We start from the raw sequence: 26,796 nt of genomic DNA on the forward strand, positions 1-26,796 counted from the left end.
AGGGCTCGTCAGCGCGTGCGCTGACGGTGGGCGAAAAAGCCGACCGGCGGGCCCGCTCGGTACTACTCGGTAGCTTCAGGAGCCGCAACCGGCTGGACCGTAATCTCCATCTCGACGCCCTCGACGTCCCAGGTCTTCTCGTGACCGTCCTCGACGTCGCCGAGTTCGTCGGCTCGGACCTCCTCGGCGATCAGGTCCTCGTGTTCGGCCACCAGCTCGGCAACGCGGTCGTCGGCGATCTCGACGTCGAGGCGGATCCGCTCCTCGATGTCGAGATCCATCTCCTTGCGCATCTCCTGGACCCGCCGGATCACCTCGCGGGCGTAGCCCTCGCTCTCGATGTCCTCGGTGAGTTGCGTGTCGACGTAGACGACGCCGAGATCGTCGCCGTTCCGGCTGAAGGCGGTGCCAGTGACACCCTCTGGCGTCTCGGTGACGAATTCGACCATCGCGTCGGTGAGCGACTCGCCCTCGAGTACATCCGCGACGGCAGCTTCGAGCGCGTCGAGCTCCGGCTCATCGACGCGGGCCTCGTTGAGCGCGTTCATGACCTCGCCCGCCCGGCCGCCGAAGGCCGGACCGAGTTCGCTCATGTCCGCTTCGGCGCTGTAAGCGAGTTCGCCCCAGTCCTCGCCAGCTCCCACGAGTTCGATCTCGCGGGCGTTGAGCCGGTCGGCCAGCAGCACCCGGTGGCGTTCGACGGCCTGGATGGCTCGCTCGTCGTTCGCCGCAACGACCGCCCGCGTGACGGGCCAGCGCAGTTTGCGCTCGGCCTGCTGGCGGGCGTTCGAGCCCGCCTCCTCGACGGCCCGCAGGAAGGCGACGTCGGTCTCTAGCTGTTCGTCGGCCCAGTACTCGTCAGCTTCGGGCCAGTCCAGCGCGTGGACGGTGTCCTTGCCAGTATCGCCGGTGAGCGTCCGGTGGATCTCCTCGCTGACCAGCGGGGCGAAAGGCGCGAGCAGGCGCACGACCGTCTCCAGCACCTCGTAGAAGGTGGCGTAGGCGGCCTGCTTGCTGGCCGATCCCTCGTCGTCCCACATCCGTTCGCGGACGACCTGGATATAAAATCGGGAGACGTCCTCGACGACGAATTCAAGGAGCGCGTCGAGCGCGTTGTCTTGGCGGTACTCGTCCCAGGCCTCGGTCATTTCCGCGACGACGGTCTGCAGGCGGGCGAGCACCCACTCGTCGACGAGTTCGAGGTCGTCGTCGACATCCTCTAGTGTGGTTTTTGCTGGATTAAATTCGTCCAGACGCATGTACTCCAGCGGGAACCGGAACACGTTCCAGAGGATGTTGAGGTTCCGTTGCATGCTCTCGGTCTCGTCCCAGGAAAAGCGCATGTCCTCGCCCTGTGGGTTGACCGACAGGAGGAACAGACGCATCGGGTCCGCGCCGTACTCCTCGATCACTTCGTCGGGCTCGACTGTGATCCCCTTGGACTTGGACATCCCGCGGCCGTCGGGCATGTTGGCGTAGCCGTGCATCAGGACGTCCTTGTAGGGGATTTCGCCCGTCGCCGCCGTGCTCATGCCGAGCTGGGACCAGAACCAGCCACGGGTCTGGTCGTGGGCCTCCATGATGAGGTCGGCGGGCCAGAGCCGATCGAAGTCCTCGTCGCTCTCGGGGTAGTCGAGGGTGCCCCACGTCGCGACCGAGGAGTCGAGCCAGACGTCGAACACGTCGGCGACGCGGCTGTACGTCTCGCCGTCCTCGGTGATCGTCAGCTCGTCGACGGTGCCCTTGTGCAGGTCGACGGCTTTGGGATCGATCTCCTGGTCGACGCGCTCGGCGAGCTCCTCGCGGTCGCCGATCACGATGGCGTCGTCCATCGATCCGTTCCAGCCTCCGGCGGCTTCGCCGCCTCCGTTCGCGGACGAGTCCGCGTCGGGTAACCAAATGGGAACTGGGATGCCCCAGTAGCGCTGCCGGGAGACGTTCCAGTCCGGCGCGTCCTCGACAAAGTCCTGGAAACGGTTGTCCCGTGCCCACTGTGGGTACCACTCGCTGTCCTCGATGTTGTCGAGCAGGTCCTCTTTGATGTCGGTGATCGTGATGAACCACTGGTCGGTGACGATCTGGATGATCCCGGTGTCACACCGCCAGCAGTGCCCGTAACTGTGGTGGGTCTCGCCGGCCTGAAGCATCGCTCCGCTGTCCTGGAGGTCAGCGATGATCCCCTCGTCGGCGTCCTTGACGAACTCGCCGGCGTACTTGCCAGCGGCATCGGTGTAGACGCCGTCGCCGCCGACCGGACAGAAGATGTCGAGGCCGAGTTCGCGCCCGCGCTCGAAGTCCTCCTCACCGTGTCCGGGCGCGGAGTGGACGAGTCCCGTCCGGTCCGCCTCGACGTACTCGGCGGTGTACACCTGAAAAGCCCCCTCTCCGCCGGGGTGGTCGACGGCGTCGGCCAGCGGGTGGTCGTACTCCCAGCCGACCATTTCCTCGCCGGTCAGTTCGTCCACGACCTCATAGTCCTCGTAGCCCCCCTCCCGCAGGACGTCCTCGACGCACGCCTCGGCGATGTAGAGGACCTCCTCTTCGCCCGCTTTCTCCGCGCGGACGCCCTGATAGGTCAGCTCCTCGTCGACCGCGACGAAGGTGTTCGCCGGGATCGTCCACGGCGTCGTCGTCCAGATGACGAGCTGGCCGTCTCGATCCGCGAGATCGAACTTCACGTAGATCGAGGGGTCGGTGACATCCTCGTACTCGACCTCGTTGTTCGCGATCGCGGTCTCACACCGGGGACACTGCGAGATCGAACGCTGGCCCTGCTCGACGAGCCCCTTCTGGTGGGCTTGCTCGAAGCCCCACCAGGCCGCCTCCATGTACTCGGGGTTCACAGTCTTATACGGGTTGTCCCAGTCCATCCAGACGCCGAAGGACTTGAAGTCGGATTCGAGTCCTTCTAACTGCTCGTTGGCGAACTCCTTGCACTCCTCGATAAAGGCCTCCTCGCCGAACTCCTGGATGTCCTTTTTGTTCTCGAACCCCAGTCGCTCCTCGACTTTCGTCTCGATCGGCAGGCCGTGCATGTCATAGCCCGGCCGGTCGGTGACGTCGTAGCCGGACATCCGGAGATAGCGGATGTAGGCGTCTTTCAGCGTCTTGTTCCACGTCGTTCCCATGTGGGCCGCGCCCGACGTGTACGGCGGGCCGTCGACGAAGAAGAACTCTTCTGCCCCCTCGCGCTCGGCCTTTGCTTTCTCGTAGGCGTCGACTTCCTCCCAGTACTCGAACGCGCGGTCCTCGACCGCGTCCGGATCATACTGGTCGGCGACTTCGCGAAATCGGTCCATACCGGGCCTATCTCACTCCTGAACCAAAGGGCAATCGGTAGCCCGCTCCGGCTGTCGGTGTATTGCCGATCAGCTGCTGTCGCCGGTATCGTCTTCGAGCAGACGCTTGCCAGCGAGCAATCCACCGCCGATCGCCGAGACCGTCGCACCGATGCCGAAGCCGGGGAGGTCGTCGTCAGCCGGTCCCGTATCGTCTTCTGGCGTGCCGGCGTCGCTGTCGTTCGTCTCGTCCTCCGCCGCGGTGTCATCACCGTCGTCGGTCTCGGACTCGCTGGCGCTCACGTCGTCGTCGTCAGCGTCGGCGTCGCTCTCATCTGCTTCACCGTTAGCGCCGTTGTCGGAGCCACCGTCATCGGGGCCACCGTCGTCAGAGCCACCGTCGTCGGAGCTACCATCGTCAGAACCACCGTCGTCGGAGCTACCATCGTCAGAACCACCGTCGTCGGAACCACCGTCGTCAGAGCCGCCATCGTCGGAACCACCGCCGTCGGAGCCGCCATCGTCAGAACCTCCATCGTCGGAGCCACCGTCGTCGGAGCCACCGTCGTCGGAGCCGCCATCGTCAGAACCTCCATCGTCGGAGCCACCGTCGTCGGAGCCACCATCGTCAGAACCTCCATCGTCGGAGCCACCGTCGTCGGAACCACCATCGTCGGAACCACCGTCGTCGGAACCACCGTCGTCAGAGTCACCGTCATCGTTCGTGCCGTCAAACCCGTCCTCCCAGCCCTGGTGCGACGGGGCCGTGGTCTCGCTCGTGTGGTTACTCCCGTCTTCCCAGACATCGCCGTCGCCGGCGGACGGGCCGCGACGCGTCTTCCACTCGAAGGAGCCGGGGTCGTCGATCGTCAGCTCCCAGGTGTCGCCGTCGACGTTCGTCCCCTCGACACCGGTTCCCCAGCCGGTCAACTCGGACACGGTGCCGGTGAAGTAGACGGATTCGCCCTCCGCGGTCGGTGCGTCTATCCGGAGCGTGAGTTCGCCGTCGCCGCCGTCGTCACCGCCACCGTCGAGGTCGTCGTTTTCGACGGGCGGATCCCCGGCAGCATCTTCGGGCGCGTACACGGCCCAACCGCCGGCGGGTGCGGTAATCTCTGACCAACCGTCCGCATCGGCTTCGGTATCGTCGGCGTTGCCGGTGTACTCCTGGAGCGGTTCGTCGGTCCAGGGCACGGAGACGTCCTCGGTTCGTTCGCTGCCGCTTTTATTGAGCGCGACGACGGCGTTGTCCTCGCGTTCGTAGATGATGACGTCCTCGTCGACGTAGCGGGTGATCGCGGACCCACCGAGCAGGGTCGAGCGGATCCATAGCAGGTTCTGCAGGCCGGGGTCGTCGAAGTCGATCAGGTAGTTGTAGACCCGGGGATAGCCCTCGTAGGTGAGGATGAACGCGCGGGCGAGTGCTTCGAGTTCCGGCGGCGCGCTGTCGTGGTTGGCGATCATCGTCAGCGACTGGAACGGGTTCTGGGCGACGTAGCCCGCGTCGTCGCCATCGAGTGTCCGGAAGTCGCCACCGGTGGTGAACGCCTCCTCCCGCATCGTATAAAAGAGGGCGTAGTCGGTGATGTCCATTCCCGTCTGAGCGTACTCGTCGATGTACCCGATGGGACCGAACAGCACTTCTCCGACGGTGTACAGGCCCAGTTCGTCGGCCCACGGGTTGAGGAAGTCCTCGAACACCCAGTTGTGCATGTGTTTGGCGGCGTCCCAGCGCACGCCGTCGGCCCCGCAGTCGGCGATCAACTGCAGGTAGTCGTAGGCGAGATCCTGGACGGTGTCGGTCGTCCAGTCGAGCGTCGGGAGCCCCACCAGATCGTGGTGTTCGATCCGCCAGGGGTCACACTCCCACCGGTTGGGGTCTTTCGGCTCGCCATCCTCGAAACAGTCGTCGTCGTTCGGATCGAAGGCGTACTCCCATCCCTCGATTCCGCCCTCCTGATAGAAATGCTCGGAGTCGACGTTCGGGAAGTCATCGAGCGGCACGCTGGCACCGTTGTGATTGAGCACGATGTCGACGATGACGTCGATGCCCTGGTCGTGGGCCTCGTCGATCATCGAGCGGAACTGTGTTTCGGTGCCGAACTCGCTGTCGAGCGACGTGCGGTCGAACGGCTGATAGCCCAGCGGCGGATGATACGGGTAGTTTGGGCCGTATTCGGGGTGCTCATCGCCCTGATCGTCCTCGGTGAGGACGCTCTCCTGTGGTGCCGGCACGTGGATGGCGTCGAAGCCGGCGTCGGCGACCGTCGACATATTGGCCTCCATCTCCGTCCAGTCGGTGTGGAAGTACTGGAGCATCGTCGTCTCGCCGGGTGCGTCGCCTGCAGCGACTGTCCCGCTGGCTCCGGAGGCAACGCCGGACGCGACTGCCGCGCCGCTGATCCCCTTAAGCACGTCGCGGCGGTGTACTCCTGTGTTCCCCTCTGACATGGTTTGTTACAGAAATCGACCACTCAGCAAAAAGGCTGTTGATGTATTTCGTCGCAGTTCGATCTCCCGACGTGACAGCTGCCGACCCGGCTGCCGACCCGGCTCAGACGGCGTCGCGGATCGCTGGCAACAGCTTTCCGTAGCCGAGCATGTAGACGCCCGCGTACAGACAGAGCAGCCCCATCCCCGCGAGCCAGAGTGCGACGGTCGTCTCACCGCTGGTCAGGTAGACGTAACTGTTGATCTCTGCGGCAATACCGACGGCAGTTACCACACCGGCCAACAGTAGGTACGCGACCAGTTCGACCAGTACTTCGGGTTGCATATTCAGTCCGAGTCGTTCAACCGTTATGGCTCTTTCTGTCGGATTGTCTCCGTCTGACACGGGTAACGTGGCCGCCACAGCCACACTGGTCGACGTATTCGACGGTGGCTTCCGGGAACTTGACGGCAAGTCGGTCGTGGAGATATTCGCTCGGATGGCCGTGATCGCCGTGCGTGACGAGATTGACGTGATTCCCGGCGGTCGTGTGTTCGACGGCCTCGATTGCCTGTTCGATCACGAGCTCCCGATCGTCGGCGTGGCGTGGTGTTTCGAGGTTCGCCGACCAGGAGTTGTCGTGAACGCGTTCGGTCACTGGATCGGGGTCGTTGTGGTCGTGGTCTCCGGCCGTAGATCCCATATCGATCGTTCGGTCGCCGTCCGGGTACCGATTTCTACGAACATGTTCGACATCGCTACCGAGAAGTTTATAATGAATCGGGGGACCACAGGAGATATGGCACACAGAGCCGGTCGGTACGGCGATCTCGATTACCCCACGCTGACGAAGTACGGGTTCTTCCTCGGCCTCGGGATGTTCCTCGTCGGCGTCGTCGGCGAACTACTGCTCGCGGGCATAGTGCTCTCTGACGTCCCGGGCTGGGTGCATACACTCTTTTTTGATATGGAAGCGCTCGGCGTCGTCGTCGCGTTCCTCTCGGTAGTCGTGTTCGGCATCGTCCTCCCGTTGACCGAGTAATGGTCGAGTTCCCGACTACGCGCAACGCCCTCGAACCGGGCTGTGAGCGGTGTCCTGCACTCGTCGACTCCCGGGAGTGTATCTCGTGGGGGACCGGGCCGCTCGACGCCAGCGTCGTGGTCGTCGGCGAAGCGCCCGGTGCGGGGCTGTCGCCGGACGAGGCTCCCGACGAGCAATGGCGCGGCGGCAACTGGACAGGGAAGGCGTTCACGACACGCCACTCCGGCAGGCGGATCCGCCGCCTTCTGGACGAGGCGGGCTACGGCGATGACGTGTACTACACTAACGCCGTCAAGTGCTTTCCCGAAGCCGAGGACGGATCGAACCGCGAGCCGACCGACGAGGAGTGTCGGACCTGTCGAAGGCATCTCGACACCGAACTCGACCGGATCGATCCCGATGTGATCGTTCCTGCCGGCAAACACGCCAGCCGGTCGGTGTTCGCGCTCGCCGACCGCTCGCTCGATGGGTTTCTGGACTGCGTCCTCGATCCAGTCGAGTCGGCGAGCATCGAGCCCGCTGTCCTGCCAATCCTGCACCCCTCGTACCAGGATATCTGGATCGCCAGACTCGGGTACGAATCCGACGAGTACGTCGCGACGTTCGCCGAGCGATTGGACGCACTCGCCGGGTAATATCGATTACTTCGAAAGTTGTAGTAAATCGATACAAATACGGTAGTAATATACTTCGAAAATTGTAGTTAGTGAGATGTCGGGGCGGTTGACCTCGATGTTGGAGCCGCGGTTGTCGAATCGACGACTAGCTCCCGTCTGGCTGGACAACGTTTTTGCTACCGGCCGCCGACGTGTGGCGTATGAGCGAGGACTGCATCTTCTGTTCGATCGTCGATGGCGACATCCCCAGCCGCACCGTGTACGAGGACGACGAGACGCTGGCGTTTCTCGACGCCAACCCGCTCGCGCCCGGCCACACGCTCGTGATCCCGAAAGCCCACCACGAGCGGCTGAACGACCTCCCGGAGGACCTGGGAACCGAAGTGTTCGACACGCTTCACTACCTCGTTCCGGCCGTCGAGGACGCCGTCGGGGCCGACGCCTCCAACGTCGCCTTCAACAACGGCGCGGAAGCCGGCCAGGAAGTCCCCCACGTTCACGGCCACATCATTCCCCGCTTCGAGGGCGACGGCGGCGCGCCGGTCCACGCCATCGCGGGCCAGCGCCCCGACCTCTCGGAGGACGATCTCGACGACATCGTCGCAGATATCAAAGCCCGGGCCTGATCCGTGGGCGGTCACTGACGCGAACGAAAACGCGTTTAACCGATGGCGGAGTTCCATCGGGTATGATCCTCAGCGGACGCCACTCCCAGTCGCTCGCGGCCGATCTGGCCGAGCTGCTCGACGAACCGCTCGCGCCGGTCGCGTTCGATCGGTTTCCCGACGGCGAGGTGATGGCGAGCATCGGCGACGTAACACCGGAAGACAGTGAACGCGCGATCGTCGTGGCCTCCACACCGACCAGCGACGCACACCTCGAACTCCTCCAGTTGCAGGACGCCGCCCGCGAAGCCGGGTTCGAGGAGATCGTCACCGTCCTCCCGTACATGGGCTATGCACGGCAGGATCGGGCGTTCGACTCCGGCGAACCGGTCTCAGCTCGCGCCGTCGCTCGGGCGATCAGCACCGGGACTGACCACGTCTTGACGATCGACCCACACGAGGAGGCCGTCTGTGACTTTTTCGAGCCGAGTGCCACTGCCGTCAGCGCGGCAGGACGGCTCGCCGAACCGCTCCCCGACGAGCTGGTCGAGCCGCTCTTTCTCTCGCCCGACGCCGGTGCGATCGCCCTCGCCACAACGGCCCGAGAGGCTGCCGGGACGGGTGCGGTCGATTACTTCGAGAAGACCCGCCACTCGGGGACCGAAGTCGAAATATCGCCGAGCGACGCCAGTGTCGAGGGGCGGGACGTGGTTGTCGTTGACGACATCATCGCCACCGGCTCCACGATGAGCGAAGCCGTCGGGATCCTCCACGAGCGCGGCGCGAACCGGGTCTTCGTCACCTGCGTTCACCCCCTACTCGCCGAAAACGCTGTGACGAAGCTCTCGCGTGCCGGCGTCGATGCGATCTACGGCACTGATACGATCGAGCGTCCACACAGCGCGGTCAGCGCCGCGCCAGTGATCGCCGACGCGCTCGAAGAGCAGTTCTGAGGGCGGACGTTTATACGGGATCGGGCGGCCAACACCGCCGTGCTCTGACATCGCCGACACGACGCTGGTCTGCGCGGCTGTGCGACGCACCGCGTCGTGTTCTCTACGTGTCGCCTGTTTGCCCACAGTTCCGTCGCCCCTACAGCTCACCGAGTGCCGCTTCGATCGCGTCGTAGTCGGGGAACTCGGGCCACTCCCCGGCGACCCACCCGTACTCGACGACGCGCTCCTCGTCGAGCAGGAAGACTGCTGGACGCGGTTCGGACACGCCCGTCATGCCGTCGAGATCGTGTGGAATCCCGTACTCGACGGCAATGGTGTTGTTCGGATCGCTGAATAGATCGTAGTCCATCTCCCGATCCGCTATCAGCTGCTTGTGGGCGTACGGATCGGAGATCGAGCAACCGACGATCCGGACGTCGTAGTGCTCCTCCCAGGCCCGATCGCGCAGCTCGTTCCAGATGTACGTCGCCGGAAACGCGCCGTCCATCGGGTAGAAGACCAGGAGCACCGGGCTGCTGTCGGTCAATTCCGAAAGCGACCGGTCCTCCCAGAACTCGTCGTTCACGAGCGGGCGCGTGAAGTCGGGTGCGACCTCGCCCGCCTCGACGTGCTCGCGTTCGGGCAACTCGACGACGTCGAAATCGAGATCGGCCATCAGTGCTCACCTCCGTACGTCCCTTCGAGGTACTCGACGATGTTCCCGCTCTCGGACATCGTGACGCCCGTCCGCTCGTCGACGAGCGCGGGGACCGATCGTTTCCCGCTCACCCGCTTTACGACGTTCCGGTCGGAGTGCATCGGCTCGACGAACCGGGACCGATAGTCCAGATCGAGTCCGTCCAGCGTCCGAACCACTCGCTCGCAGAACGGACAGGCCTGGAGCCGGTACACCGTGATCGCTGTGTCGCTCATACCGAATGGTAGGTCCGCAGCATCGAAAACGTTGGCATGGTGCACCTTGCGGTCCCCTCACAAGAGTTAATTTACCCGATAGACAAGATATCCGCACATGAGTCTCGCCCTCTCGTCGATTCTGCAGTCAGCTCTGGTCGGGTTCTCGTTGCTCGGTGTCGATTTCACCGACTCGACGATCACTATCGTCGGAGTCGCTACGCTGGTCGTCCTGATGGGTCTGTCCGCGTTCTTTTCGTCCTCGGAGATCGCGATGTTCGCGTTGCCGGACTATCGGACCGACGTGCTGGTTGAGGAGGGGCGACGTGGTGCCGCGACGCTCAAGCGACTCAAGGAGGATCCCCACCGACTGCTGGTAACGATTCTCGTCGGTAACAACCTCGTCAATATCGCGATGTCCTCCATCGCGACCGGTCTCCTGGCGCTGTATCTCAGTCAGGGGGCGGCGGTCGCTGTCGCGACGTTCGGGATCACCGCCGTCGTCCTGCTGTTCGGTGAGAGTGCGCCCAAATCGTACGCCGTCGAGAACACCGAGTCGTGGGCCTTGCGGATCTCGCGCCCGCTCAAGCTCTCGGGCTATCTTCTCCTCCCTCTGGTCGTCACGTTCGACGTCCTCACCCGGCAGGTGAACAAGCTCACCGGCGGGCAGGCCGCGATCGAGTCCGGCTACGTCACCCGTTCCGAGATTCAGGACATGATCGAAACCGGAGAACGTGAGGGAGTCATCGAAGAGGAAGAACACGAGATGCTCCAGCGTATCTTCCGGTTCAACAAGTCGATCGCAAAGGAAGTAATGACGCCGCGGCTCGACATGACCGCTGTACCGGTCGATGCGGACGTCGACGAAGCGATCCAGACCGCCGTCCAGAGCGGCCACGCACGCGTACCGGTGTACGAGGGAAGTCTCGACAACGTGGTCGGCGTCGTCCACATCCGCGATCTAGTCCGCGATGTCAACTACGGCGAGGCGGACGTAAACGAACTCGACCTCGAGGATCTGATCAGTCCGACGCTGCACGTTCCCGAGTCGAAAAACGTCGACGAGTTGCTGACGGAGATGCGCGAGGAGCGAATGCACATGGTGATCGTGATCGACGAGTTCGGGACGACGGAGGGTCTGATCACGATGGAGGATATGGTCGAGGAGATCGTCGGCGAAATCCTCGAAGGCGGCGAGGACGAACCGATCGAGCATGTCGACGGCGGAGCAGTCGTTCAGGGGGAGGTCAACATCCACGAGGTCAACGAGGCCCTAGAGATCGATCTACCCGAAGGCGAGGAGTTCGAAACCGTCGCTGGGTTCGTGTTCAACCGCGCGGGACGGCTCGTCGAGGAGGGAGAGCAGATCGAGTACGACGGGATTCGGATCACTGTCGAGGAAGTCGAGAACACGCGAATCAAGCAGGCACGTCTGGAGGAGTTCGAGGCCGAGACTGACACTGACGATGGTGACGACGACAACGACGAGTAGCTCACAGCAGGAGATCGATGACCGAGAATGCGCCAAAGCCGATGACAATCGCCCCGACCAGCGAAGCAACCCAGGCGAACACGGTATACGCCATCTTGGACCGACTGACGCCGCCGTCGCCCGCGGCGTAGCCGCTCCCGATGATTGAACTGACGATGATCTCGTTGAATGAGACGGGGATGCCAAAAAGGACGGCAGTCTGTGCGATCGCAAAGGAAGGGATCAGCGCGGCGATCGATCGGCGCGGCCCGAGCGAGGAGTAGTCCTGGGCGATCGCCTTGATCATCCGCGGTGCGCCGGTCCACGAACCGATGAGCAGACCGATCCCGCCGCCGACGAGGATTGCCGTGATCGAGATGCCCTGTGGTTCCAGCAGCGGGAGCAGGGGGCCGATCGCCAGCCCAACCTGACTGCCACCGGCCGAGAAGGCAACCAACCCACCCATCACGAGCAGGAACCGCCGTTCGCCCCGCTCGGCGTTATGCCCCATCTCGCGGAACAGCAGCCCACCAGCGAACGCGGCGACCAGTAGCGAGACGAGGAGCGGTCCGGCAAGTGTTGGACCTGGGACCGACGCACCAACTGTCGCAGCGAGCGTCGCCCCCTCGCCGGGCGGGCCGAGGACGACGAACTCGATGTTCGCGAGGATCAGCCCGACGAGCCCACCGAGTACGGAGACTGCGTACCGTTCCGAGATCGACTCGTTTCGGAGGAGTTTCGCCGTCCCATAGGCGATCCCGCCGCCCACGAAGGGAGTCAGTACCCACAATGTCGTGATCTCGGCGTACTTCGCCCACGCCGGGTCGCCGCCCATCGCCAGTCCGACGCCGACAACGGCCCCAGTAACCGTAAACGCCGTCGCTATCGGGTAGCCAGTAAAGACGCCGATCGCCACGAGCGTTGCGGCGATGATCAGCGCGAGCGTTGCCGCAGTCGCCGATAGCGTCACGTCCCCGGCAATCAGTTCCCGTCCGACCGCCTCGGAGACGTTTGCACCCTGCAAGACAGCGCCGGCAAAGCCGAGCAATCCGACAAAAAAGCCCGCTCGCATTACAGAGACTGCGTTGGCACCGACTGCCGGTGCAAACGGGGTCGAGCCGCTCGACCCGGCACCGATCGCCCAGGCCATAAAGAGGCTCGCGAGGCACGCGATACCCAGTGTCGCCAGCGTCGCGGCGTCGACCATCTACCCCGGGCTTACCGGTGGGTCCTATAAGTGTCTACCGTCCTGCCCGTCGCTCCGACTGGCCGGAGTCAGGATTGCCCCTCGACAGCGCGCGCCTCGATCCAGGGCACGACGACCGCTGCGAATCTATCGTGAGCCTCCTCGTACGTCAGTGGTGACGCCGAATCGCCGCGCTGGCCGTGATAGGAGCCAAACTGCGTGTGGTTGACGTCCGGCAGCTGCTCGCTCGTGGTTGCGGCGGGCAGATCCGCTTTGCTGGCGCGGTAGTCCTCCCAGTCGAGCACGGTATCCGCGCTTCCGGTGACACTGAGGACGGCGATATCACGATCGCTGATGTCGTCGTTGCAGTAGGAGGCAACCATGAGCAGCCCGTCGACGTCTTCCTCGGCGGCGTAGCTGCAAGCCGCGACACCCCCGAGCGAGTGGCCGCCGACGACCCACGTCTCGATCTGGTCTTCGTCTGTGCGAATATCGTCCACCGCGTCGGCGTCGAGCAGCGCGACGTTCAGCGGCATCTCGGCGATGTAGACCGTCGCGTTCGCCTCTGTAACGAGCGGTGCGAGCGATCGGTAGTACGCGTTCGGCGCAACCCGTGCGCCCGGATAGAAGACGACGCCGACCTCGGAGTCACCGTCGGCGGGGGAGAGCACGCTGACTCCATCGGTCGTCTCGACGTCGACGCGCGGGTCGTCCTGCACGGACTGGATAGACGCCTCGGACCCCTCGTACGGCGTCGAGAAGTAGAGGACGATGCCGCCGCCGACCAGCGCGAGGACGAGCACGAGGACGACCGCGATCCGTTTCCACATACCGGATACGCGAGCGGTGGGATAAAAAAAGCCGCCGCCGAGTCAGTTCCGGAAGCCTGAGGCACCGAGTTTCACGAGCCGATAGCCGGCGTAGACGACGGAAGCAAGGACGGCGACGAGCACGAGCAGCCCAGCCGCGATAACGGGACCGCTGGCTGGCTCTCCGTAGTCAGGGTCGGAGTTGCAGTCCCCACAGCCGCCCGACTCACAGGAGCCATGCGAGTGGTCCCCGTCGTCGAGGAGATCGATCGCCTCGCTGAGCTCCTGGCTGCCTTCGAGGGTGGCCTGCTCGTCGGGCTGGCTGGGGCTCAGATCGACAGCCGCACCGTTCGTCGCCGGTTCTCCGGTGTCGGGCTCGGCGGCTCCACCACCCGGCTCGTCGATGTCGATGGCGACGCCGTCCCCCTCGAAGATCTCGGGTGCCTGCTCCCGGAGACTCTCCAGCCCGGACTCGATCTGTGTCTGATCCTGATGGCCCTCCGCGTACTCGGCGAGCTCGTCGGCCAGCTCCTGTGCACGCTCAGCACGGCCGGTCTCGACGTAGGCTCTCACCGCATCGAACATCCCGCGGCCGAGCCAGTGCTCGAAGATCGGGTTATTGTGTGCCGATTCCAGCGCTCTGAGCCGGTCGAGCTTGTCTTCGCCCGCCTCGATGTCGGCATCGAAAAACGACGCCCGGGCGGAGTAAAACGTCGCGACGGCTGCCCAGGTTGCGCTCGTCGGCGTGTTCAGCCGGTCGTGGTACTCCAGGGTCTTGCGGCCCCAGTGTTCGATCCGGCTGTAGTCGGCCTGCTCGAAGCTCGCGCGGGTCGCGTTGGCCGCCGCGATCGGGAGCCAGCGAGCGATCTCCGCTTCGACCGCCGGATACTGTTCGGCGAGGGCTTCGATCCGCGCGATTCGGCGTTCGATCGCCTCGACGTCCTCGCTGGCGGCATCGACGTTGGTGTGCCCGGCAAGCACGCCCGCGAGACCGACCGCGACGTCCCGGTCGGGATGGGCACTGTAGAGGTTTTCCGCCCGGGAGAGGTACTCGGCGTCGCCGAGATAGCGTTCCGCGTGGGCGTAGCCGTGCATGACCGCGGCTGCGACCTCGGTCACCTCGTGGCGGTCGTAGATCGCTTCGAGTCGGTCGAGCAGCGGCCCGATCCGTCCGGACTCCTCGGCTTTGCCGTACGCGTGGATCGTCTCCGCGGTCGCCTGCGCGAGCGGTCCGGCGATCGTCGGTTCCGACCGTGCCGCGTACAGCTCCTCGATGGCCTCCCGGTGGCTCTCGATTCGTTCCGGGTCGATTCCAGTCTCGTAGATGTCATCGCGTGCGTCCACCGCGGTCGCGTTTGCCCGTGCCGCCGCGAGGTGAATGTCGATGTTGGCGTTGGGGTGTTCCTCGTGGAGCCGCTCCAGTCGCTCCAGCATCTCGGTTTCCTCGTCGAGCTCGCCCCGACTGCCGTACGCGTCGGCCAGCGCCACGAGCGCGTCGACCAGCCGGCCACGTTCGTCCTCGTCCAGTGCTTCGGCTGGCGTCTCCTCGAAGGATCCGACCGCCGCTTCGAGCTCGCCGACGGTCCGTGTATCGCTGTCAAACATCGGTCTCTCCATTCCTGTTCGCGCTGCGCATACCTAAATACACGTTTCTCGGTCCGTTCAACCGCCACCCCACCTTTTTTATCGGGGGTCCCCATGGTTACAGTGAAAAACCGGTAGTGGGCGAAAATCGACTTCGATCGGCGACAGCTCTTTTCGACGGTCGTCCGTACGCCAACGGTATGGAGAAAGTTCGGATCGACGAGGTTGACGACCAGCTCAGTCCGCTGGGTGTCCATAGCGTCCGCAAACCCGTTTCGGACGCGCTCGGGACGACGGACTTTGCGATGAACTACTTCGAACTCGAACCGGACGAGTCGTTTTCCGGTGGACTGCACGCCCACCACGACCAGGAGGAAGTGTTCTACATCGAGGAGGGCGTCGCAACGTTCGACATCGGCATCGAGCGCGATGCCGTCGATGTCGCGGCGGGCGAGCTGATCCGGATCTCGCCGGGCGAGTTTCAGGAGGGGTACAACGACGGCGACGAGCGCGTGGTCGGCTGGGCGCTCGGTGCGCCGGGTGCGAGCCACGACTGGGATGCCCTGCAATCTCGACTGTACTGCCCCGAGTGTGACGAAGAGACGACCCAGGACACGCGGCTGGTCGAGGGGCAGTTCCAGTTCACCTGTACCGACTGTGGGGCCAAGCAGCCCTAGAGGTGCTCGGCGACGTCTTCGGCGAAGTAAGTGAGGATCAGGTCTGCGCCGGCGCGTTTGATCGAGACCAGCGACTCCAGTGCAGTGGCCTCGAGGTCGAGCCAGCCCCGGTCGGCGGCGGCCTGGAGCATGGCGTACTCGCCGCTGACGTTGTAGGCGGCGACGGGTCGGTCGAACTCCCGGTCGATGTCCCGGACGATATCGAGGTACGGCAGCGCGGGCTTGACCATCAGGACGTCCGCGCCCTGTTCGACATCGAGGTCGACTTCACGGATCGCCTCCTCGGCGTTCCCCGGATCCATCTGGTAGTGGCGCCGGTTCCCGAACGCTGGTGCGCCGTCGGCGGCGTCCCGGAAGGGACCGTAGAAACTGCTCTCGTATTTGGCCGCGTAGCTCATGATCGGCACGTCCTCGAAGCCCTCGCGATCTAACCCCTCGCGGATGGCGGCGACCATCCCGTCCATCATGCCACTCGGGGCGATCATATCCGCACCGGCCTCGGCCTGTGAGACGGCGATCCGCGAAAGCAGCTCCAGGGTCTCGTCGTTGTCGACGGTCAGCCGTGGCTCCTCGGCGGCGGCGTCTTCGAGCACGCCACAGTGGCCGTGGTCGGTGTACTCACACAGACAGAGGTCGGTGATGACGTAGGCGTCCGTTTCGGCCGTGATTCGTCGGGTCGCCTCCTGAATCACGCCGTCCTCGGCCCACGCCCGAGTGCCGCGGGCGTCTTTCGATTCCGGGATTCCAAAGAGAATGACGGCGCTGACACCCGTTTCGAGCACCTCCTCGACCCGGTCGACGGCTTCCTCAAGCGGGACGCGCTCGTGGCCCGGCATCGTCTCGATGGGGACGCGCTCGTCGGTCGTCGCGTCGACGAACACCGGCGCGATCAGATCGGCCGCCGCAAGCTCCGTTTCCCGAACGAGTTCGCGGATCCCGTCGCGGCGAAGTCGACGGGGGCGGTCTGTGAGGTCCATACCCGGGCTTGGTTCGGCGAGCGCAAAATCCCATCGTTCGCTCGGCAACGGATTTATACGCTGAACAGGCGCAATACTAGGGCCTTCAGGCCGTGGATACGCGCCGTCACTCTCGGAACGTCCCACCGTTCAAACGCCTGCCCTGAGTTTCCTACGGTGACATTTAAATTACAGGCCGACCTATCGAGACGTAGGAATCGGTCGGAACGGAGCGGATTCCGAACCGTCCTGCGGAGGCGGCCTGTCCGCCCACGTAACGAGGTAATATCCGAAACGGCAGTCGGTGAACGCACATCTCCGAAGGGTGTGTCTGTGCCGACTGCTGAAAGCGAGCACCACGATACCCCCGACTCTGCTGACACCTGCTGGCGTCCCTGTGGCAAAAACAACACTGGGACGCCGTACACGGTCGAAGATAGGGGTAACGGCGGTTTGGCACTGCCAGCAGTCCACCAGTCCGATACCGTGGGACTACCTGTGCCCGGAAGGGCTGGTAGTCCGATGACTGGACTGCAAACCTGAAACTCCTACCGCTCGGGATTCCTCCACCTTCAGGTGGAGGAGGATGTCAATGACTGAGAGAGGACGTATCTGAAAGCCTTTAAGCGACCGGCCCACCTCCCATCGAATATGAGTCAGGCTACCAAAATCGTCGTCGGAACGATCGGTGTCACGGGCGTGCTCGCTGTCGCATTGATCCTGCAGAACCTGCTCGCCTGATGTTCCAGGTACGTGATCTCCCAGACGATCTCGATGCTGTCCGCGACGCGCACGCCCCGGCGGCCATCGTCGTCGACGCCGCGTCGGATTTCAAGACGGTCCCGTCCGCACAGGCCGAGGATCTGGGCCTGATCGTCGACGCGCTCGACCCCTACACCGCTCCCGCCGACTGGCTTCCCAACGATGCGCCGACGGTACTTCGACGCTACGCCGGGTCCGATTTCACCATCGGACTGCCCGGCGACGGCAGTGTCGCGTGGACACACCAGACTGAGCCGCCCGTTGTCATCGTTAAGCCCCGAGTCCAGGGATCGCCCGAGGACTTCGTCGACTTCCTGATCGCCGAGGCACTCGTCGAAGTCGGGCTCGGTGTCCCCGAGGGATTTCTGGGGTTTTACGGCGAGCAGTATCGGGACCTCGATGCCGCGGTCGATCTCGGCCCGAACGGCACGTATCAGGTCGCTGCCGCGCTGTACGATGGCTGGCTCGGACTGCAGACGCGGGAGATCTTCGCCGAGTGGCTCGACACCCAGCCGCGGCTGGGCGAAGCGTGGCAGGACGCCGGCGAGCGGATCGAGGGGCGGCTATCCGGGCTTCCGGGCGCGATGGCACACGGCGATACCGACTTCGCCGATGCCACAGAACTCGCCTGCAGTTCGATCAAGCACGCACTGGAGCTCCCGGCACCGTACACGGCGCTGGACACCGACGTGTACCGGGACCGGGGGGCCGAGTACGCCGTAGCGTGGGCCGAAAAGACGTTCGAGCAGCGCTGACTCCGCTCAGAACTCGACTGTCGTCTCGCCGTCCTCGTCCAGATCGATCACGCCGGCGAACTGCTCGCGGTAGCTCTCGAGTACCTCGTCGGGGTGGACCTCCTTCGAGAGGTGGAACAGGCCAACCGCATCGTGATCGTCTAGCAATCCGAGCAGGCGCGTCACTGCTTCCTGCGCCGGATCCTCGCCCGCGTAGTAGGCCAACTCGGTAATCGAGTCGAGTGTGATCCGGAGCTTGCCGTCGTGGGAGTCGAGAAACTCCTCGGCCTTTTCGATGATCCCGTCCAGATCGTCCGGCGATCCGACGTAGTGCACCGAGTCGCCGGTTCGTCGGGAGTAGCCCCGCTCGACGCTGAGCGTGTCGAGAATCTCTGCGCGGGTCTCGTCGACGTCGTAGTACTCCAGTTTCTGTTTGACCTCGCGGGCAGTGGTTCGAGTGGAGATGACGAGGAAGTGATCCGTATCCGTCTTCAGAAAGTCGGTGTCGATCCGATCCGTCTCACCGGTGCTTGGATGAAGCAACAGTACGCCGGTGCCGCCGGGAATCGTCTCCGGCGTTCCGTCCACTGCAAGCGCGTAATCCATACATGTCGAAAACTGGTGAACCGTCTTAAGCCTGCGGGTAACGGCGGTTCAGTGGTCGACAGTTCCGTATGTCCGGTTGCAGTGGCCCGGTTACGACTCCGTCGAGAGGACTCCGTCCGCCGCGAGGACATCCTGTAGTTCCTCGAAGCTCTCGACGACGATTTCGCAGGCGGGCTCGACGGCCGCTTTCGGCTCGAAGCCGACGGACAGTCCGGCGACTTCGAGCATCGGAAGATCGTTTGCGCCGTCGCCGACCGCGATCGTGTCAGTCATCTCAACACCCTCTCGCTCTGCGAGGTTCGCCAGCGCGTCGTCTTTGGTCCCCTCGATCAGCGGTCCCTCGACCTCCCCGGAGAGGGCACCGTCCTCGACGGGCAGCCGGTTGGCGACGATCTCGTCGACTTCGACGCCCTCCCGGGAAAGCGCTGCAGCGACACCGCGCTCGAAGCCGCCGGTGAGGATGGCGGTGTAGACGTCAGCCTCGTTGAGTCGGCGGATCGTCTCGGCGGCGTCCTCGCGGAGCCGAACCTCATCGTAGGCGGCGTCGGCTTTCTCCTCGGGGAGGTCCTCGAGGAGCGCGGCCCGACTGCGCAGGCTTTCGGCGTACTCGATCTCGTCGTTCATCGCCCGTTCGGTGATCTCGTCCATCTCGTCGGCGACGCCACACTGGTTGCCGAGCAGTACTGTCATCTCCGAGTCCGAAAGGGTGCCGTCAAAGTCGAATGCGACGATCGTCATTACCGGACGTTCGGCCAGCAGGACTGAAAAGGGTGCGATTTTGCTCGCGGCGATGAAGAAAGGGTTATCCCTACCCCGGGCAATCCCACGGATATGAAGGTACTCGTAACCGACCCGATCGCTGACGCCGGTCTCGACCGGCTCCGCGATGCGGACCACGAGGTCGAAACGGCGTACGATGTCGAAGGTGAGGAGCTGCTCGAAGCAGTCGCCGACGCGAACGGGTTGATCGTCCGTTCGGGCACCGAAGTCACCGAGGAAGTCTTCGCCGCCGCCGAGGAACTCGTCATCGTCGGCCGTGCTGGCATCGGTGTCGACAATATCGACATCGACGCCGCCACTGACCACGGCGTGATCGTCGCCAACGCACCGGAAGGAAACGTCCGGGCGGCCTCGGAACACTCGGTTGCAATGGCATTTGCGACGGCTCGGTCGATCCCGCAAGCACACCAGCGCCTCAAGAACGGTGAGTGGGCCAAGGGCGACTACCTCGGTACCGAGGTCAACGGCAAGACCCTCGGCGTCGTCGGTCTCGGCCGCGTCGGCCAGGAAGTCGCAAAGAAGCTCTCCTCGCTCGGCATGGATCTGGTCGCGTACGACCCCTACATCAGCACCGAACGTGCCGAGCAGATCGGCGCGGAGCTCGTCGACCTCGACGGCTGTCTCGAACGGGCGGATCTGCTGACGGTCCACGTCCCGCTGACTGATGAGACCGCAAACCTGCTGAGCGACGACGAGCTCGCGAAGCTCGAGGATGGCTACCTCATCAACTGCGCCCGTGGCGGCGTCGTCGACGAGGCCGCACTCGCCCGTGCAGTCGATGAGGGCGTTATGGCCGGGGCGGCAGTCGACGTCTTCGGCGAGGAGCCGGTCTCGCCCGATAACCCGCTGCTCGACGTCGACGACGTCATCGTGACACCACATCTGGGTGCGAGCACCGAGGCAGCCCAGGAGAACGTCGCCGTCTCGACGGCGGATCAGGTCGTCGCCGCGTTCCACGGTGAACCCGTAATCAACGCGCTGAATGCCCCCTCGATCGACGAGAGCGCGTTCCCGCGCGTCGAGCCGTACCTCGATCTGGCCGACACCGCCGGAAAGGTCGCTGCCCAGTTGCTCGGTGACCGCATCTCAGAGATTGAAGTCGCCTACGAAGGTGAGATCGCCGATGAGGACGTCGATCTCGTGACAGCAAGCGCGCTGAAAGGGGTATTCGCCCCGCTAGAGTGGCGCGTCAACGCGGTCAACGCACCCTCGATCGCCGAGGAGCGCGGTATCGACGTCACCGAGTCCAAGAGCCAACAGAGTGAGGACTTCCAGAGTCTGGTCGCGGTGACCGTCCGCGACGGTGACGAGGAGATTACCGTCGAGGGGACGCTGTTTGCCGGTGAGGATCCACGGATCGTCCGAATCGACGGCTACCGTGTCGACGCAATCCCCTTCGGCCACATGCTGGTCGCCCGCAACGAGGACGCACCCGGCGTGATCGGGTACATCGGCAGTGTGCTCGGCGAGCACGACGTCAACATTGCCGGGATGTTCAACGCCCGCGAGACGATCGGGGGCGAGGCGTTGTCGGTGTACAACCTCGATCAGGGTATCCCCGAGGAACTCCGTCAGGAGCTCGAAGACGACCCACGGATCATCGAGATCCGCCAGATCACACTCGACGGCCGGGACGACTGACCCCGCGGGTTTATTCCTCTTTTAATTCCACATAATAAGCGCCGTCACTGTTTTTATGCTGGGCAATAAATCAGAGGGAGACGACACTCATGGCCCACGCTCTCGAGCCGATGACTGTACTGCTCGTCGATCCGATCGATGAGCTCGGGCCGCTTTCGCGTGCACTCCGAGAGACTGACGAGACGATTACTGTCGAGACTGTCTCGTCCGTCGATGAACTCGCCACGACCTCCGTCGAGCCGGACTGTCTCGTCGTAATCGATTACACGGCCAGAGACGTCGATGGCATCGATCTGATGCATGCGGTTCGCGAGGAGCTCCCTTCAGTTCCGGTTGTTATCCACTCCATCGATCCAGCTGCGTACTACGTAACTGGCGCGCTAGGAGCGGGTGCGACCGATGTAATCTGTACTGGACCCGAAAACAGGATCGATACGGATCGTCCCGTGGTGACCGTGCGTCGGATTCGCCATGCAGCGGGCAAAGGTGAATCGTTCCAGACCGACAGCGAACTGCTCGATTCGGTGATGGAACACCTTCCACACCAGGTGTTCATCAAGGACGATGTCGGCCGGATCGCGGCGATCAGCGACGTTTCGGTTCGCGAGCACAAGCCCGATCGTGATCAGTTGATCGGGATGACCGACTACGATCTGTTCGGCCCGGAGACCGCACGTGCCCTGCGCGAGCAGGAAGACGAGATCATGGCAACCGAGGAGCCAATGATCAACAACGTCGAACAGTTCGTTGACGACGAGGGGAGAGATCGATGGGTTAACACAACCAAGGCTCCACGATACGGACCCGACGGCGAGGAAGTCATCGGGATTATCGGCACTGCACGGGATATCACCGAACAGAAACGCAACGAGGAGATGATGAACGCTCTCCACGTTGCAAGCCGCGAACTCGTCTCCGCAACAGCCACCGAAAGTGTCGCGGACACCGCAGTCGAAATCGCCGACGAAATCCCGGATCTGCCAGTTCTCGACGTTCTTCTCGCTGACGCGTCCAGCGACTCACTACAAACGGTTGCAACAAGTCGCAGTGACGATTCGATGTCGATCTACGACCGATATACGCAGTGGTTCGATCGCGCGTACGAAACCGGCGAACTGCAGTTCATCGTACAGCTTTCGGAGAACGATCCGTCAGTCGTTGTCGGGTACGCCGAATCCGAGGCGGATGACTCGATCGACCCCGTTACGGTCGCGCTCCCGCTTGGTGAGCACGGTGTGCTCGGGTTCGAGTCACAGACCAGCCCGATAGACGATTTTGCGGTCGACCTGATGGAAGTGCTCGCTGCAAACGTCGAAGCCGCACTCGACCGCATCGCCAGAGAGGATGCGATCCGCGAGCGCGAGCGTGAACTCGCCAGACAGAACGAACGACTTGAAGAGTTTGCCAGCATCGTCAGCCACGATCTCAGGAATCCCCTGTCCGTCGCTCAGGGGTACGCCGAGACCTTCGACGAGGACGACGAGAGCGGCGAGCAGGTGCAGTGGGCGCTCGAACGGATGGAGCGGCTCACCGACGAACTGTTGACGCTTGCCCGCCAGGGGCAGATCGTCGGCAACACCGAACCGGTGTCGCTTCGAGAGATCGCCGAGCAGGCGTGGAAAAGCGTCGACACCGGGGAAGCGGAGTTAGATGTCCGAGACGATCGGACGTTTGTGGCCGATCCAGCACGGACGAGCGAACTACTCGAAAACCTGATCAAAAACTCCGTAGAGCACGGCTCCAGCGGATCGTCCATTCGGATCACTATTGGGACAATGGACGGCGGCTTCTACTTCGAGGACGACGGTGTGGGCATCCCGGAGGAACAACAGTCGCGTGTCTTCGATCAGGGCTTTTCCGCCGGGGACGGTACCGGATTTGGCCTGTACATCGTGGAGACGCTTGCGGAGGCTCACGGCTGGACTGTCGAGGTGACCGATGCGAAACACGCCCAGAGCGGTGCTCGCTTCGAGTTCGCGGGGGTGACGGATGACTGAGCAGATCGACGTACTGCTGGTTGATCCGGTCGAGACACTCGGACAGGTCGAACGCGCACTCTACGCGGTTGATGACGCAGTGACTGTCGAATCGGTTCCGAGTTCGGACGCGGTCGACGATCACGACCCCGACATCGTCGTCACATATCACGATCTGGACGCCGATATCGACGGGGCCAGACAGCTTTCGATGGTCCGGTTACGACTCCCAGATGTCCCGGTCGTCGTCGTAGCGAGGGATCCAGCGACGGAGTTCGTTTCGGAGGCGTTCGATGAGGGTGCTGCCGACGTCATCTCGCTCCCGCCGGAGATCACGATCGCCGAGGAGATGCCGGTTGCCGTCACTCGCCGACTCCGATACGCTGCTGGCAAGGGCGGTGGATTCGCTAGCGATAGCGAGTTGCTTGACTCCCTGATGGAGTATCTGCCACATCAGGTGTTTATCAAGGACGACCGCGGTCGGATCGCCGAAACCAGTTCCGTTGCGGCCGAGGAGTACGGCCTCACCCGTGAACAGATGATCGGTCTCACCGATCAGGAGCTGTTCTCGCCGGAGTACGCCCGCGATCTCTGGGCCGAAGAGTCGGAGATCATGGAGACGGAGGACGCAGTTATCAATCGGACTGAACACTATACCGATGAGCTCGGGTCGGACCGCTGGATCAACGTCACCAAAGCACCCCGCTACGACAGCGACTACACAGTCGTCGGAATCATCGGGACGGCTGTCGACGTGTCGGATCAGAAGCGCCAGGAGCAGATGGTCAACGCGCTCCACACGGCGAGCCGCGACCTGATGAGTGCCCAGTCCCGCGAGGAGATCGCGGAGATCGTCGTTGATATCGCGGACGATATCCCAGATCTCCCCGTCGTACAGGTGTCGCTGGTCGACGGTGACGGGGTTGAACCGGTCTGCTCCGGTGGGGCTACCGACGGAACGAAAGTGTTCGAAGCACAGCAAGAGTGGTTCCAGCGCGCGTTCGAGACTGGGCAATCGCAATATATTCACCTCCCATCCAGCGACGCCTCACCCGTCGTTCGCACGGAAACTCAGATCGACGACATCCCGGAGTTTGAACCGCACGTTGTCACTGTCCCGATCGGCGACCACGGCGTCCTCGGCTTTGGCGCGACCGGCGACTCGCTTGACGAGTTCGGGATCGATCTCGCCGACGTACTGGCCGCCAACGTCGAGACGGCACTCTCGCGCATGACTCACGAGGAAGCACTGCGTGCCCGCGAGCAGGAACTCGCCAGGCAGAACGAACGACTCGAAGAGTTCGCCGGAATCGTCTCCCACGACATCCGCAACCCTCTCTCGATCGCAAAGGGGTATCTCCCGCAGACCGAGGTCGACGACGAGATTAAAGATGAGATCCGTCACTCGCTCGACCGGATGGAGCGACTCACCGACGAACTGCTGACGCTCGCCAAAAAGGGACAGGTTGTCGGCGAAACGACCTCCGTCTCGCTCGATGCGGTGGCTCGTTCAGCGTGGCAGGAGGTTTCGACACCAACAGCCACGCTCGAAGTCGTGTCGGGGGACGCTCAGATCGAGGCCGACTGTGATCGTCTCGTCGAGCTGCTGGCAAACCTGTTCACGAACAGCGTTGAGCACGGCTCAGGGACCACGGACTCGCCCGTCGTCATAACGGTCGGGACAACGCCAACGGGCTTCTTTGTCGAGGATGACGGACCGGGAATCCCCGAGACGGAGCGAGCGAAAGTGTTCGAGCAAGGGTATACAAACAGTGATACTGGAACCGGCTTCGGCCTCTATATTGTTCGGACCCTCGCGGAGGCGCACGGCTGGTCGGTGTCAGTCGACGACGCCGCACTCTCGGACACGGGTGCTCGATTCGAGATTGACACGACTGGTGGCTAGTTTCTCCCCCGCCCATGGGTAGTAGTAACACGACATCTTTTTGTCATCGAATGATAACGTATAGACATTAACCAGATCACTGGGGGTGATACGATCTCAGCAACCGTCCTTGTAGCAGATCCAGCAGGGGTACTTACACAGGTCGATCATGCGCTCGAGGGGCTGAGCGACGAGGTGACGACCCGACACGTCGACTCGATATCCGTGGCAGAGTCGGCCGATCCGGACTGTATCGTCGTCCCGGACTGTTCGGACGTCGACGGTATCGAGGCAGTTCGTCGGGTCAGTGACACCATTGGGTCGGCCACGGTCGTCGCGGTCACAGTCGACGCAACGGATACGTTTGCTCCCACGGCAAAACGTGCCGGTGCGGACGATGTCATCTGTCTCCCATCGGAGGACTGGACTGACGACAGTTTTGCCGATCTCGTCGCGGAACGCCTCCTCCACGCGGCGGGGGAGATCGAGCCCTTTGCCGAGGAAGCGGTGCTGCTCGACGATCTCCTCGATAATATCCCACATCGTGTATTCGTCAAAAACGAATACGGCCAGTTCGCGGCGGTAAGCGAGGCGAAAGCGGAACATTATGGTCTTTCACGCGAGGAGCTGATCGGGCTCACGGACTTCGAACTCGTTCCCGAGATCGGTGCGGACCTTCGCGAGGAGGAAACAGACATCATGGAATCGGGGGATCCGGTCGTAAACAGCATCGACGAATACGTCGATGACGAAGGCCGAAGGCGGTGGGTCAGTACGACGAAAGCGCCGCGCCGCGACGATGACGGCGAAGTCGTCGGTATCGTCGGCTCGACGCGTGACGTAACCGAACAGCGTCGCCATGAGGAGATGCTCAACACGCTTCACACTGCCAGTCGCCGGCTCGTCGCGGCAGAGAGCCGGGAGGAAATCGTCGACGTGGCGACCGCGATCCCGACTGAAGTCCCCGACATGCCCGCTGTTGTCCTCGCTATCACGGACACTGGCAGGGAACTTTCGTTCGAGACCGCCCCAGAGGCTGGAACCGACTCTTTCGAACAGTGCACGTCGACGCTGGAGGCCTGTTACGAGATGGAAGAGCCGGTGTTCATGGCACCCGACGAGGGGACCCGTCGATACGCCGCAATAGACGAGCTGGATTCACCGCCCTGCGTCGCGTTTCCGCTTGGTCACCACGGTGCCCTCGGCGTTGTCGACACTGGGGAGGTTCTCGACGAGTCCGCGGCCGAGCTGGCGGAAGTGTTCGCTGCGAACGTCCGGACGGCACTCGATAGTGCTGCGCGGAAAGAACGGCTGGCGACCCAGAACGAGCGATTAGAGGAGTTCGCTGGCATCGTCTCCCACGACCTCCGAAATCCGCTCTCGGTCGCACAGGGCTATCTCGAACTGCTGGATTCGGATCCCGAGCTTGTCAGCGAAATCGAAGCGGCGCTCGACCGGATCGACCGGATGAGCGATGACTTGCTGACGCTCGCGCGGGACGGCGAGATCGTCGGTGAAGTCGGTCCGGAGCCGATTGCTGACGCTGCTGCACTCGCGTGGGACACCCTCAACACGGAAGAGGCGGCTCTCGTCGTCCAAGACGATGTCGGCAGTATCAACGCCGATCGTGACCGCCTGCTCGAACTCCTCGAGAACATCTTTTCGAACGCCGTGGAGCATGGCACCACGAGCCCTGACTCACAGGCTCGGCAGGACGCCGTGGAGCACAGCTCCACGAACCCTGACTCGTACACTCCTCAGGACGCCGAAGCACGAGATGCTTCGAGTCCTGCTCCGCAAGCTCAGCAGGACGCCGTGGAGCACAGCTCCACGAGCCCTGACTCACAGGCTCAGCAGGACGCCGAAGCACGAGATGCTTCGAGCCCTGCTTCGCAAGCTCAGCAGGACG

The 26,796-nt window shown here is 63.4% G+C and carries 24 protein-coding genes; 12 read left to right on the forward strand and 12 right to left on the reverse strand.

Going from position 1 to position 26,796, the window contains the following annotated elements:
• Positions 1–62: 62 nt before the first annotated feature.
• The 4 genes from ileS to AArcSt11_RS01390 form a co-directional block, all read right to left on the reverse strand.
• Entirely contained in the window at positions 63–3,299 is a 3,237-nt protein-coding gene (gene ileS, locus AArcSt11_RS01375; RefSeq protein WP_250593858.1) for an isoleucine--tRNA ligase, read from the reverse strand.
• Positions 3,300–3,368: 69 nt separating this feature from the next.
• Complete coding sequence (locus tag AArcSt11_RS01380; protein ID WP_250593860.1) at positions 3,369–5,729, reverse strand: alpha-amylase domain-containing protein; 2,361 nt, start codon at positions 5,727–5,729, stop codon at positions 3,369–3,371.
• A 103-nt stretch (positions 5,730–5,832) separates the two neighbouring features.
• The gene (locus AArcSt11_RS01385; RefSeq protein ID WP_250593862.1) at positions 5,833–6,054 is read right to left on the reverse strand and encodes a DUF8151 family protein; all 222 of its coding nucleotides are present in this window, start codon (positions 6,052–6,054) and stop codon (positions 5,833–5,835) included.
• Between the two features lie 16 nt (positions 6,055–6,070).
• Positions 6,071–6,412, reverse strand: coding sequence for a CGCGG family putative rSAM-modified RiPP protein (locus AArcSt11_RS01390; protein ID WP_250593864.1), 342 nt, complete (start codon positions 6,410–6,412; stop codon positions 6,071–6,073).
• Positions 6,413–6,508: 96 nt separating this feature from the next.
• Between AArcSt11_RS01390 and AArcSt11_RS01395 the strand changes: the two genes are divergently transcribed.
• From AArcSt11_RS01395 to AArcSt11_RS01410, 4 genes are all read left to right on the forward strand, one after another.
• Complete coding sequence (locus tag AArcSt11_RS01395; protein WP_250593866.1) at positions 6,509–6,751, forward strand: DUF7860 family protein; 243 nt, start codon at positions 6,509–6,511, stop codon at positions 6,749–6,751.
• A complete protein-coding gene (locus AArcSt11_RS01400) occupies positions 6,751–7,386 on the forward strand; it encodes a uracil-DNA glycosylase (RefSeq protein WP_250593868.1) in 636 nt (211 codons plus the stop codon). The genes AArcSt11_RS01395 and AArcSt11_RS01400 overlap by 1 nt, the downstream gene beginning before the upstream one ends.
• 182 nt (positions 7,387–7,568) lie before the next feature.
• Positions 7,569–7,994 (forward strand): HIT family protein, encoded by a 426-nt coding sequence (locus AArcSt11_RS01405; RefSeq protein WP_250593871.1) that lies wholly within the window; start codon positions 7,569–7,571, stop codon positions 7,992–7,994.
• Positions 7,995–8,056: 62 nt separating this feature from the next.
• The gene (locus AArcSt11_RS01410) at positions 8,057–8,926 is read left to right on the forward strand and encodes a ribose-phosphate diphosphokinase (protein WP_250593873.1); all 870 of its coding nucleotides are present in this window, start codon (positions 8,057–8,059) and stop codon (positions 8,924–8,926) included.
• Positions 8,927–9,065: 139 nt separating this feature from the next.
• Here AArcSt11_RS01410 and AArcSt11_RS01415 read toward each other — a convergent pair whose 3' ends face one another.
• The gene (locus tag AArcSt11_RS01415) at positions 9,066–9,584 is read right to left on the reverse strand and encodes a peroxiredoxin family protein (protein WP_250593875.1); all 519 of its coding nucleotides are present in this window, start codon (positions 9,582–9,584) and stop codon (positions 9,066–9,068) included.
• Positions 9,584–9,841: a glutathione S-transferase N-terminal domain-containing protein gene (locus AArcSt11_RS01420; protein WP_250593877.1), complete on the reverse strand. Its 258-nt coding sequence runs from the start codon at positions 9,839–9,841 to the stop codon at positions 9,584–9,586. Before AArcSt11_RS01420 ends, AArcSt11_RS01415 begins: the two co-directional genes overlap by 1 nt.
• 97 nt (positions 9,842–9,938) lie before the next feature.
• On the opposite strand from AArcSt11_RS01420, the gene AArcSt11_RS01425 reads away from it, so the two are divergent.
• Positions 9,939–11,312, forward strand: coding sequence for a hemolysin family protein (locus AArcSt11_RS01425; RefSeq protein ID WP_250593879.1), 1,374 nt, complete (start codon positions 9,939–9,941; stop codon positions 11,310–11,312).
• 1 nt (position 11,313) lies between these two features.
• Here AArcSt11_RS01425 and AArcSt11_RS01430 read toward each other — a convergent pair whose 3' ends face one another.
• The 3 genes from AArcSt11_RS01430 to AArcSt11_RS01440 form a co-directional block, all read right to left on the reverse strand.
• Positions 11,314–12,498, reverse strand: coding sequence for an inorganic phosphate transporter (locus AArcSt11_RS01430; RefSeq protein ID WP_250593881.1), 1,185 nt, complete (start codon positions 12,496–12,498; stop codon positions 11,314–11,316).
• A gap of 68 nt (positions 12,499–12,566) precedes the next feature.
• Positions 12,567–13,307 carry an alpha/beta hydrolase gene (locus AArcSt11_RS01435; RefSeq protein WP_250593883.1) on the reverse strand — a complete coding sequence of 247 codons (741 nt, stop codon included), beginning with the start codon at positions 13,305–13,307 and terminating at the stop codon, positions 12,567–12,569.
• Between the two features lie 42 nt (positions 13,308–13,349).
• Positions 13,350–14,903, reverse strand: coding sequence for a hypothetical protein (locus tag AArcSt11_RS01440; protein WP_250593885.1), 1,554 nt, complete (start codon positions 14,901–14,903; stop codon positions 13,350–13,352).
• A gap of 167 nt (positions 14,904–15,070) precedes the next feature.
• Here AArcSt11_RS01440 and AArcSt11_RS01445 point away from each other — a divergent pair, with 167 nt between their 5' ends.
• On the forward strand, positions 15,071–15,547 hold the full coding sequence (locus tag AArcSt11_RS01445) for a cupin domain-containing protein (protein ID WP_250593887.1): 477 nt from the start codon (positions 15,071–15,073) through the stop codon (positions 15,545–15,547).
• Here AArcSt11_RS01445 and hemB read toward each other — a convergent pair.
• Positions 15,544–16,524 carry a porphobilinogen synthase gene (gene hemB / locus AArcSt11_RS01450; protein WP_250593889.1) on the reverse strand — a complete coding sequence of 327 codons (981 nt, stop codon included), beginning with the start codon at positions 16,522–16,524 and terminating at the stop codon, positions 15,544–15,546. The two genes, AArcSt11_RS01445 and hemB, sit on opposite strands and share 4 nt — an antisense overlap.
• Before the next feature lie 630 nt (positions 16,525–17,154).
• Here hemB and AArcSt11_RS17190 point away from each other — a divergent pair.
• Both AArcSt11_RS17190 and AArcSt11_RS01455 read left to right on the forward strand, forming a co-directional pair.
• The gene (locus tag AArcSt11_RS17190) at positions 17,155–17,244 is read left to right on the forward strand and encodes a hypothetical protein (RefSeq protein ID WP_434803487.1); all 90 of its coding nucleotides are present in this window, start codon (positions 17,155–17,157) and stop codon (positions 17,242–17,244) included.
• A complete protein-coding gene (locus AArcSt11_RS01455; protein ID WP_250593891.1) occupies positions 17,244–18,020 on the forward strand; it encodes a DUF7089 family protein in 777 nt (258 codons plus the stop codon). The genes AArcSt11_RS17190 and AArcSt11_RS01455 overlap by 1 nt, the downstream gene beginning before the upstream one ends.
• 6 nt (positions 18,021–18,026) lie before the next feature.
• Here the strand turns inward: AArcSt11_RS01455 and AArcSt11_RS01460 are convergent, their stop codons facing one another.
• Both AArcSt11_RS01460 and serB read right to left on the reverse strand, forming a co-directional pair.
• The gene (locus AArcSt11_RS01460; RefSeq protein ID WP_250593893.1) at positions 18,027–18,605 is read right to left on the reverse strand and encodes a DUF7090 family protein; all 579 of its coding nucleotides are present in this window, start codon (positions 18,603–18,605) and stop codon (positions 18,027–18,029) included.
• 90 nt (positions 18,606–18,695) lie between these two features.
• Positions 18,696–19,343 carry a phosphoserine phosphatase SerB gene (gene serB, locus AArcSt11_RS01465; protein WP_250593895.1) on the reverse strand — a complete coding sequence of 216 codons (648 nt, stop codon included), beginning with the start codon at positions 19,341–19,343 and terminating at the stop codon, positions 18,696–18,698.
• A 93-nt stretch (positions 19,344–19,436) separates the two neighbouring features.
• Between serB and serA the strand changes: the two genes are divergently transcribed.
• The 4 genes from serA to AArcSt11_RS01485 all read left to right on the forward strand — a co-directional run.
• Complete coding sequence (gene serA / locus AArcSt11_RS01470; protein WP_250593897.1) at positions 19,437–21,026, forward strand: phosphoglycerate dehydrogenase; 1,590 nt, start codon at positions 19,437–19,439, stop codon at positions 21,024–21,026.
• Between the two features lie 89 nt (positions 21,027–21,115).
• Positions 21,116–23,023: an ATP-binding protein gene (locus AArcSt11_RS01475; protein ID WP_250593899.1), complete on the forward strand. Its 1,908-nt coding sequence runs from the start codon at positions 21,116–21,118 to the stop codon at positions 23,021–23,023.
• On the forward strand, positions 23,016–24,908 hold the full coding sequence (locus AArcSt11_RS01480; protein ID WP_250593901.1) for an ATP-binding protein: 1,893 nt from the start codon (positions 23,016–23,018) through the stop codon (positions 24,906–24,908). Before AArcSt11_RS01475 ends, AArcSt11_RS01480 begins: the two co-directional genes overlap by 8 nt.
• 174 nt (positions 24,909–25,082) lie before the next feature.
• Positions 25,083–26,796 (forward strand): PAS domain-containing protein (locus AArcSt11_RS01485; protein WP_250593903.1); only part of this gene is annotated, 1,714 nt, incomplete at its 3' end.

It is taken from the genome of Natranaeroarchaeum aerophilus (assembly GCF_023638055.1).
Classification (GTDB): Archaea; Halobacteriota; Halobacteria; order Halobacteriales; family Natronoarchaeaceae; genus Natranaeroarchaeum; species Natranaeroarchaeum aerophilum.

What these genes read in the sequence shown, in the direction of transcription:
- AArcSt11_RS01380 (WP_250593860.1), bottom strand. Translation starts at nt 5,729, where the DNA reads ATGTCAGAGGGGAACACAGGAGTACACCGCCGCGACGTGCTTAAGGGG.
- AArcSt11_RS01460 (WP_250593893.1), bottom strand. Translation starts at nt 18,605, where the DNA reads ATGGATTACGCGCTTGCAGTGGACGGAACGCCGGAGACGATTCCCGGC.
- AArcSt11_RS01475 (WP_250593899.1), top strand. Translation starts at nt 21,116, where the DNA reads ATGGCCCACGCTCTCGAGCCGATGACTGTACTGCTCGTCGATCCGATC.
- hemB (WP_250593889.1), bottom strand. Translation starts at nt 16,524, where the DNA reads ATGGACCTCACAGACCGCCCCCGTCGACTTCGCCGCGACGGGATCCGC.
- AArcSt11_RS01410 (WP_250593873.1), top strand. Translation starts at nt 8,057, where the DNA reads ATGATCCTCAGCGGACGCCACTCCCAGTCGCTCGCGGCCGATCTGGCC.
- AArcSt11_RS01445 (WP_250593887.1), top strand. Translation starts at nt 15,071, where the DNA reads ATGGAGAAAGTTCGGATCGACGAGGTTGACGACCAGCTCAGTCCGCTG.
- AArcSt11_RS17190 (WP_434803487.1), top strand. Translation starts at nt 17,155, where the DNA reads ATGAGTCAGGCTACCAAAATCGTCGTCGGAACGATCGGTGTCACGGGC.
- AArcSt11_RS01395 (WP_250593866.1), top strand. Translation starts at nt 6,509, where the DNA reads ATGGCACACAGAGCCGGTCGGTACGGCGATCTCGATTACCCCACGCTG.
- AArcSt11_RS01455 (WP_250593891.1), top strand. Translation starts at nt 17,244, where the DNA reads ATGTTCCAGGTACGTGATCTCCCAGACGATCTCGATGCTGTCCGCGAC.
- AArcSt11_RS01435 (WP_250593883.1), bottom strand. Translation starts at nt 13,307, where the DNA reads ATGTGGAAACGGATCGCGGTCGTCCTCGTGCTCGTCCTCGCGCTGGTC.
- AArcSt11_RS01480 (WP_250593901.1), top strand. Translation starts at nt 23,016, where the DNA reads ATGACTGAGCAGATCGACGTACTGCTGGTTGATCCGGTCGAGACACTC.
- AArcSt11_RS01390 (WP_250593864.1), bottom strand. Translation starts at nt 6,412, where the DNA reads ATGGGATCTACGGCCGGAGACCACGACCACAACGACCCCGATCCAGTG.
- ileS (WP_250593858.1), bottom strand. Translation starts at nt 3,299, where the DNA reads ATGGACCGATTTCGCGAAGTCGCCGACCAGTATGATCCGGACGCGGTC.
- AArcSt11_RS01405 (WP_250593871.1), top strand. Translation starts at nt 7,569, where the DNA reads ATGAGCGAGGACTGCATCTTCTGTTCGATCGTCGATGGCGACATCCCC.
- AArcSt11_RS01400 (WP_250593868.1), top strand. Translation starts at nt 6,751, where the DNA reads ATGGTCGAGTTCCCGACTACGCGCAACGCCCTCGAACCGGGCTGTGAG.
- serB (WP_250593895.1), bottom strand. Translation starts at nt 19,343, where the DNA reads ATGACGATCGTCGCATTCGACTTTGACGGCACCCTTTCGGACTCGGAG.
- AArcSt11_RS01415 (WP_250593875.1), bottom strand. Translation starts at nt 9,584, where the DNA reads ATGGCCGATCTCGATTTCGACGTCGTCGAGTTGCCCGAACGCGAGCAC.
- serA (WP_250593897.1), top strand. Translation starts at nt 19,437, where the DNA reads ATGAAGGTACTCGTAACCGACCCGATCGCTGACGCCGGTCTCGACCGG.
- AArcSt11_RS01385 (WP_250593862.1), bottom strand. Translation starts at nt 6,054, where the DNA reads ATGCAACCCGAAGTACTGGTCGAACTGGTCGCGTACCTACTGTTGGCC.
- AArcSt11_RS01425 (WP_250593879.1), top strand. Translation starts at nt 9,939, where the DNA reads ATGAGTCTCGCCCTCTCGTCGATTCTGCAGTCAGCTCTGGTCGGGTTC.
- AArcSt11_RS01430 (WP_250593881.1), bottom strand. Translation starts at nt 12,498, where the DNA reads ATGGTCGACGCCGCGACGCTGGCGACACTGGGTATCGCGTGCCTCGCG.
- AArcSt11_RS01440 (WP_250593885.1), bottom strand. Translation starts at nt 14,903, where the DNA reads ATGGAGAGACCGATGTTTGACAGCGATACACGGACCGTCGGCGAGCTC.
- AArcSt11_RS01420 (WP_250593877.1), bottom strand. Translation starts at nt 9,841, where the DNA reads ATGAGCGACACAGCGATCACGGTGTACCGGCTCCAGGCCTGTCCGTTC.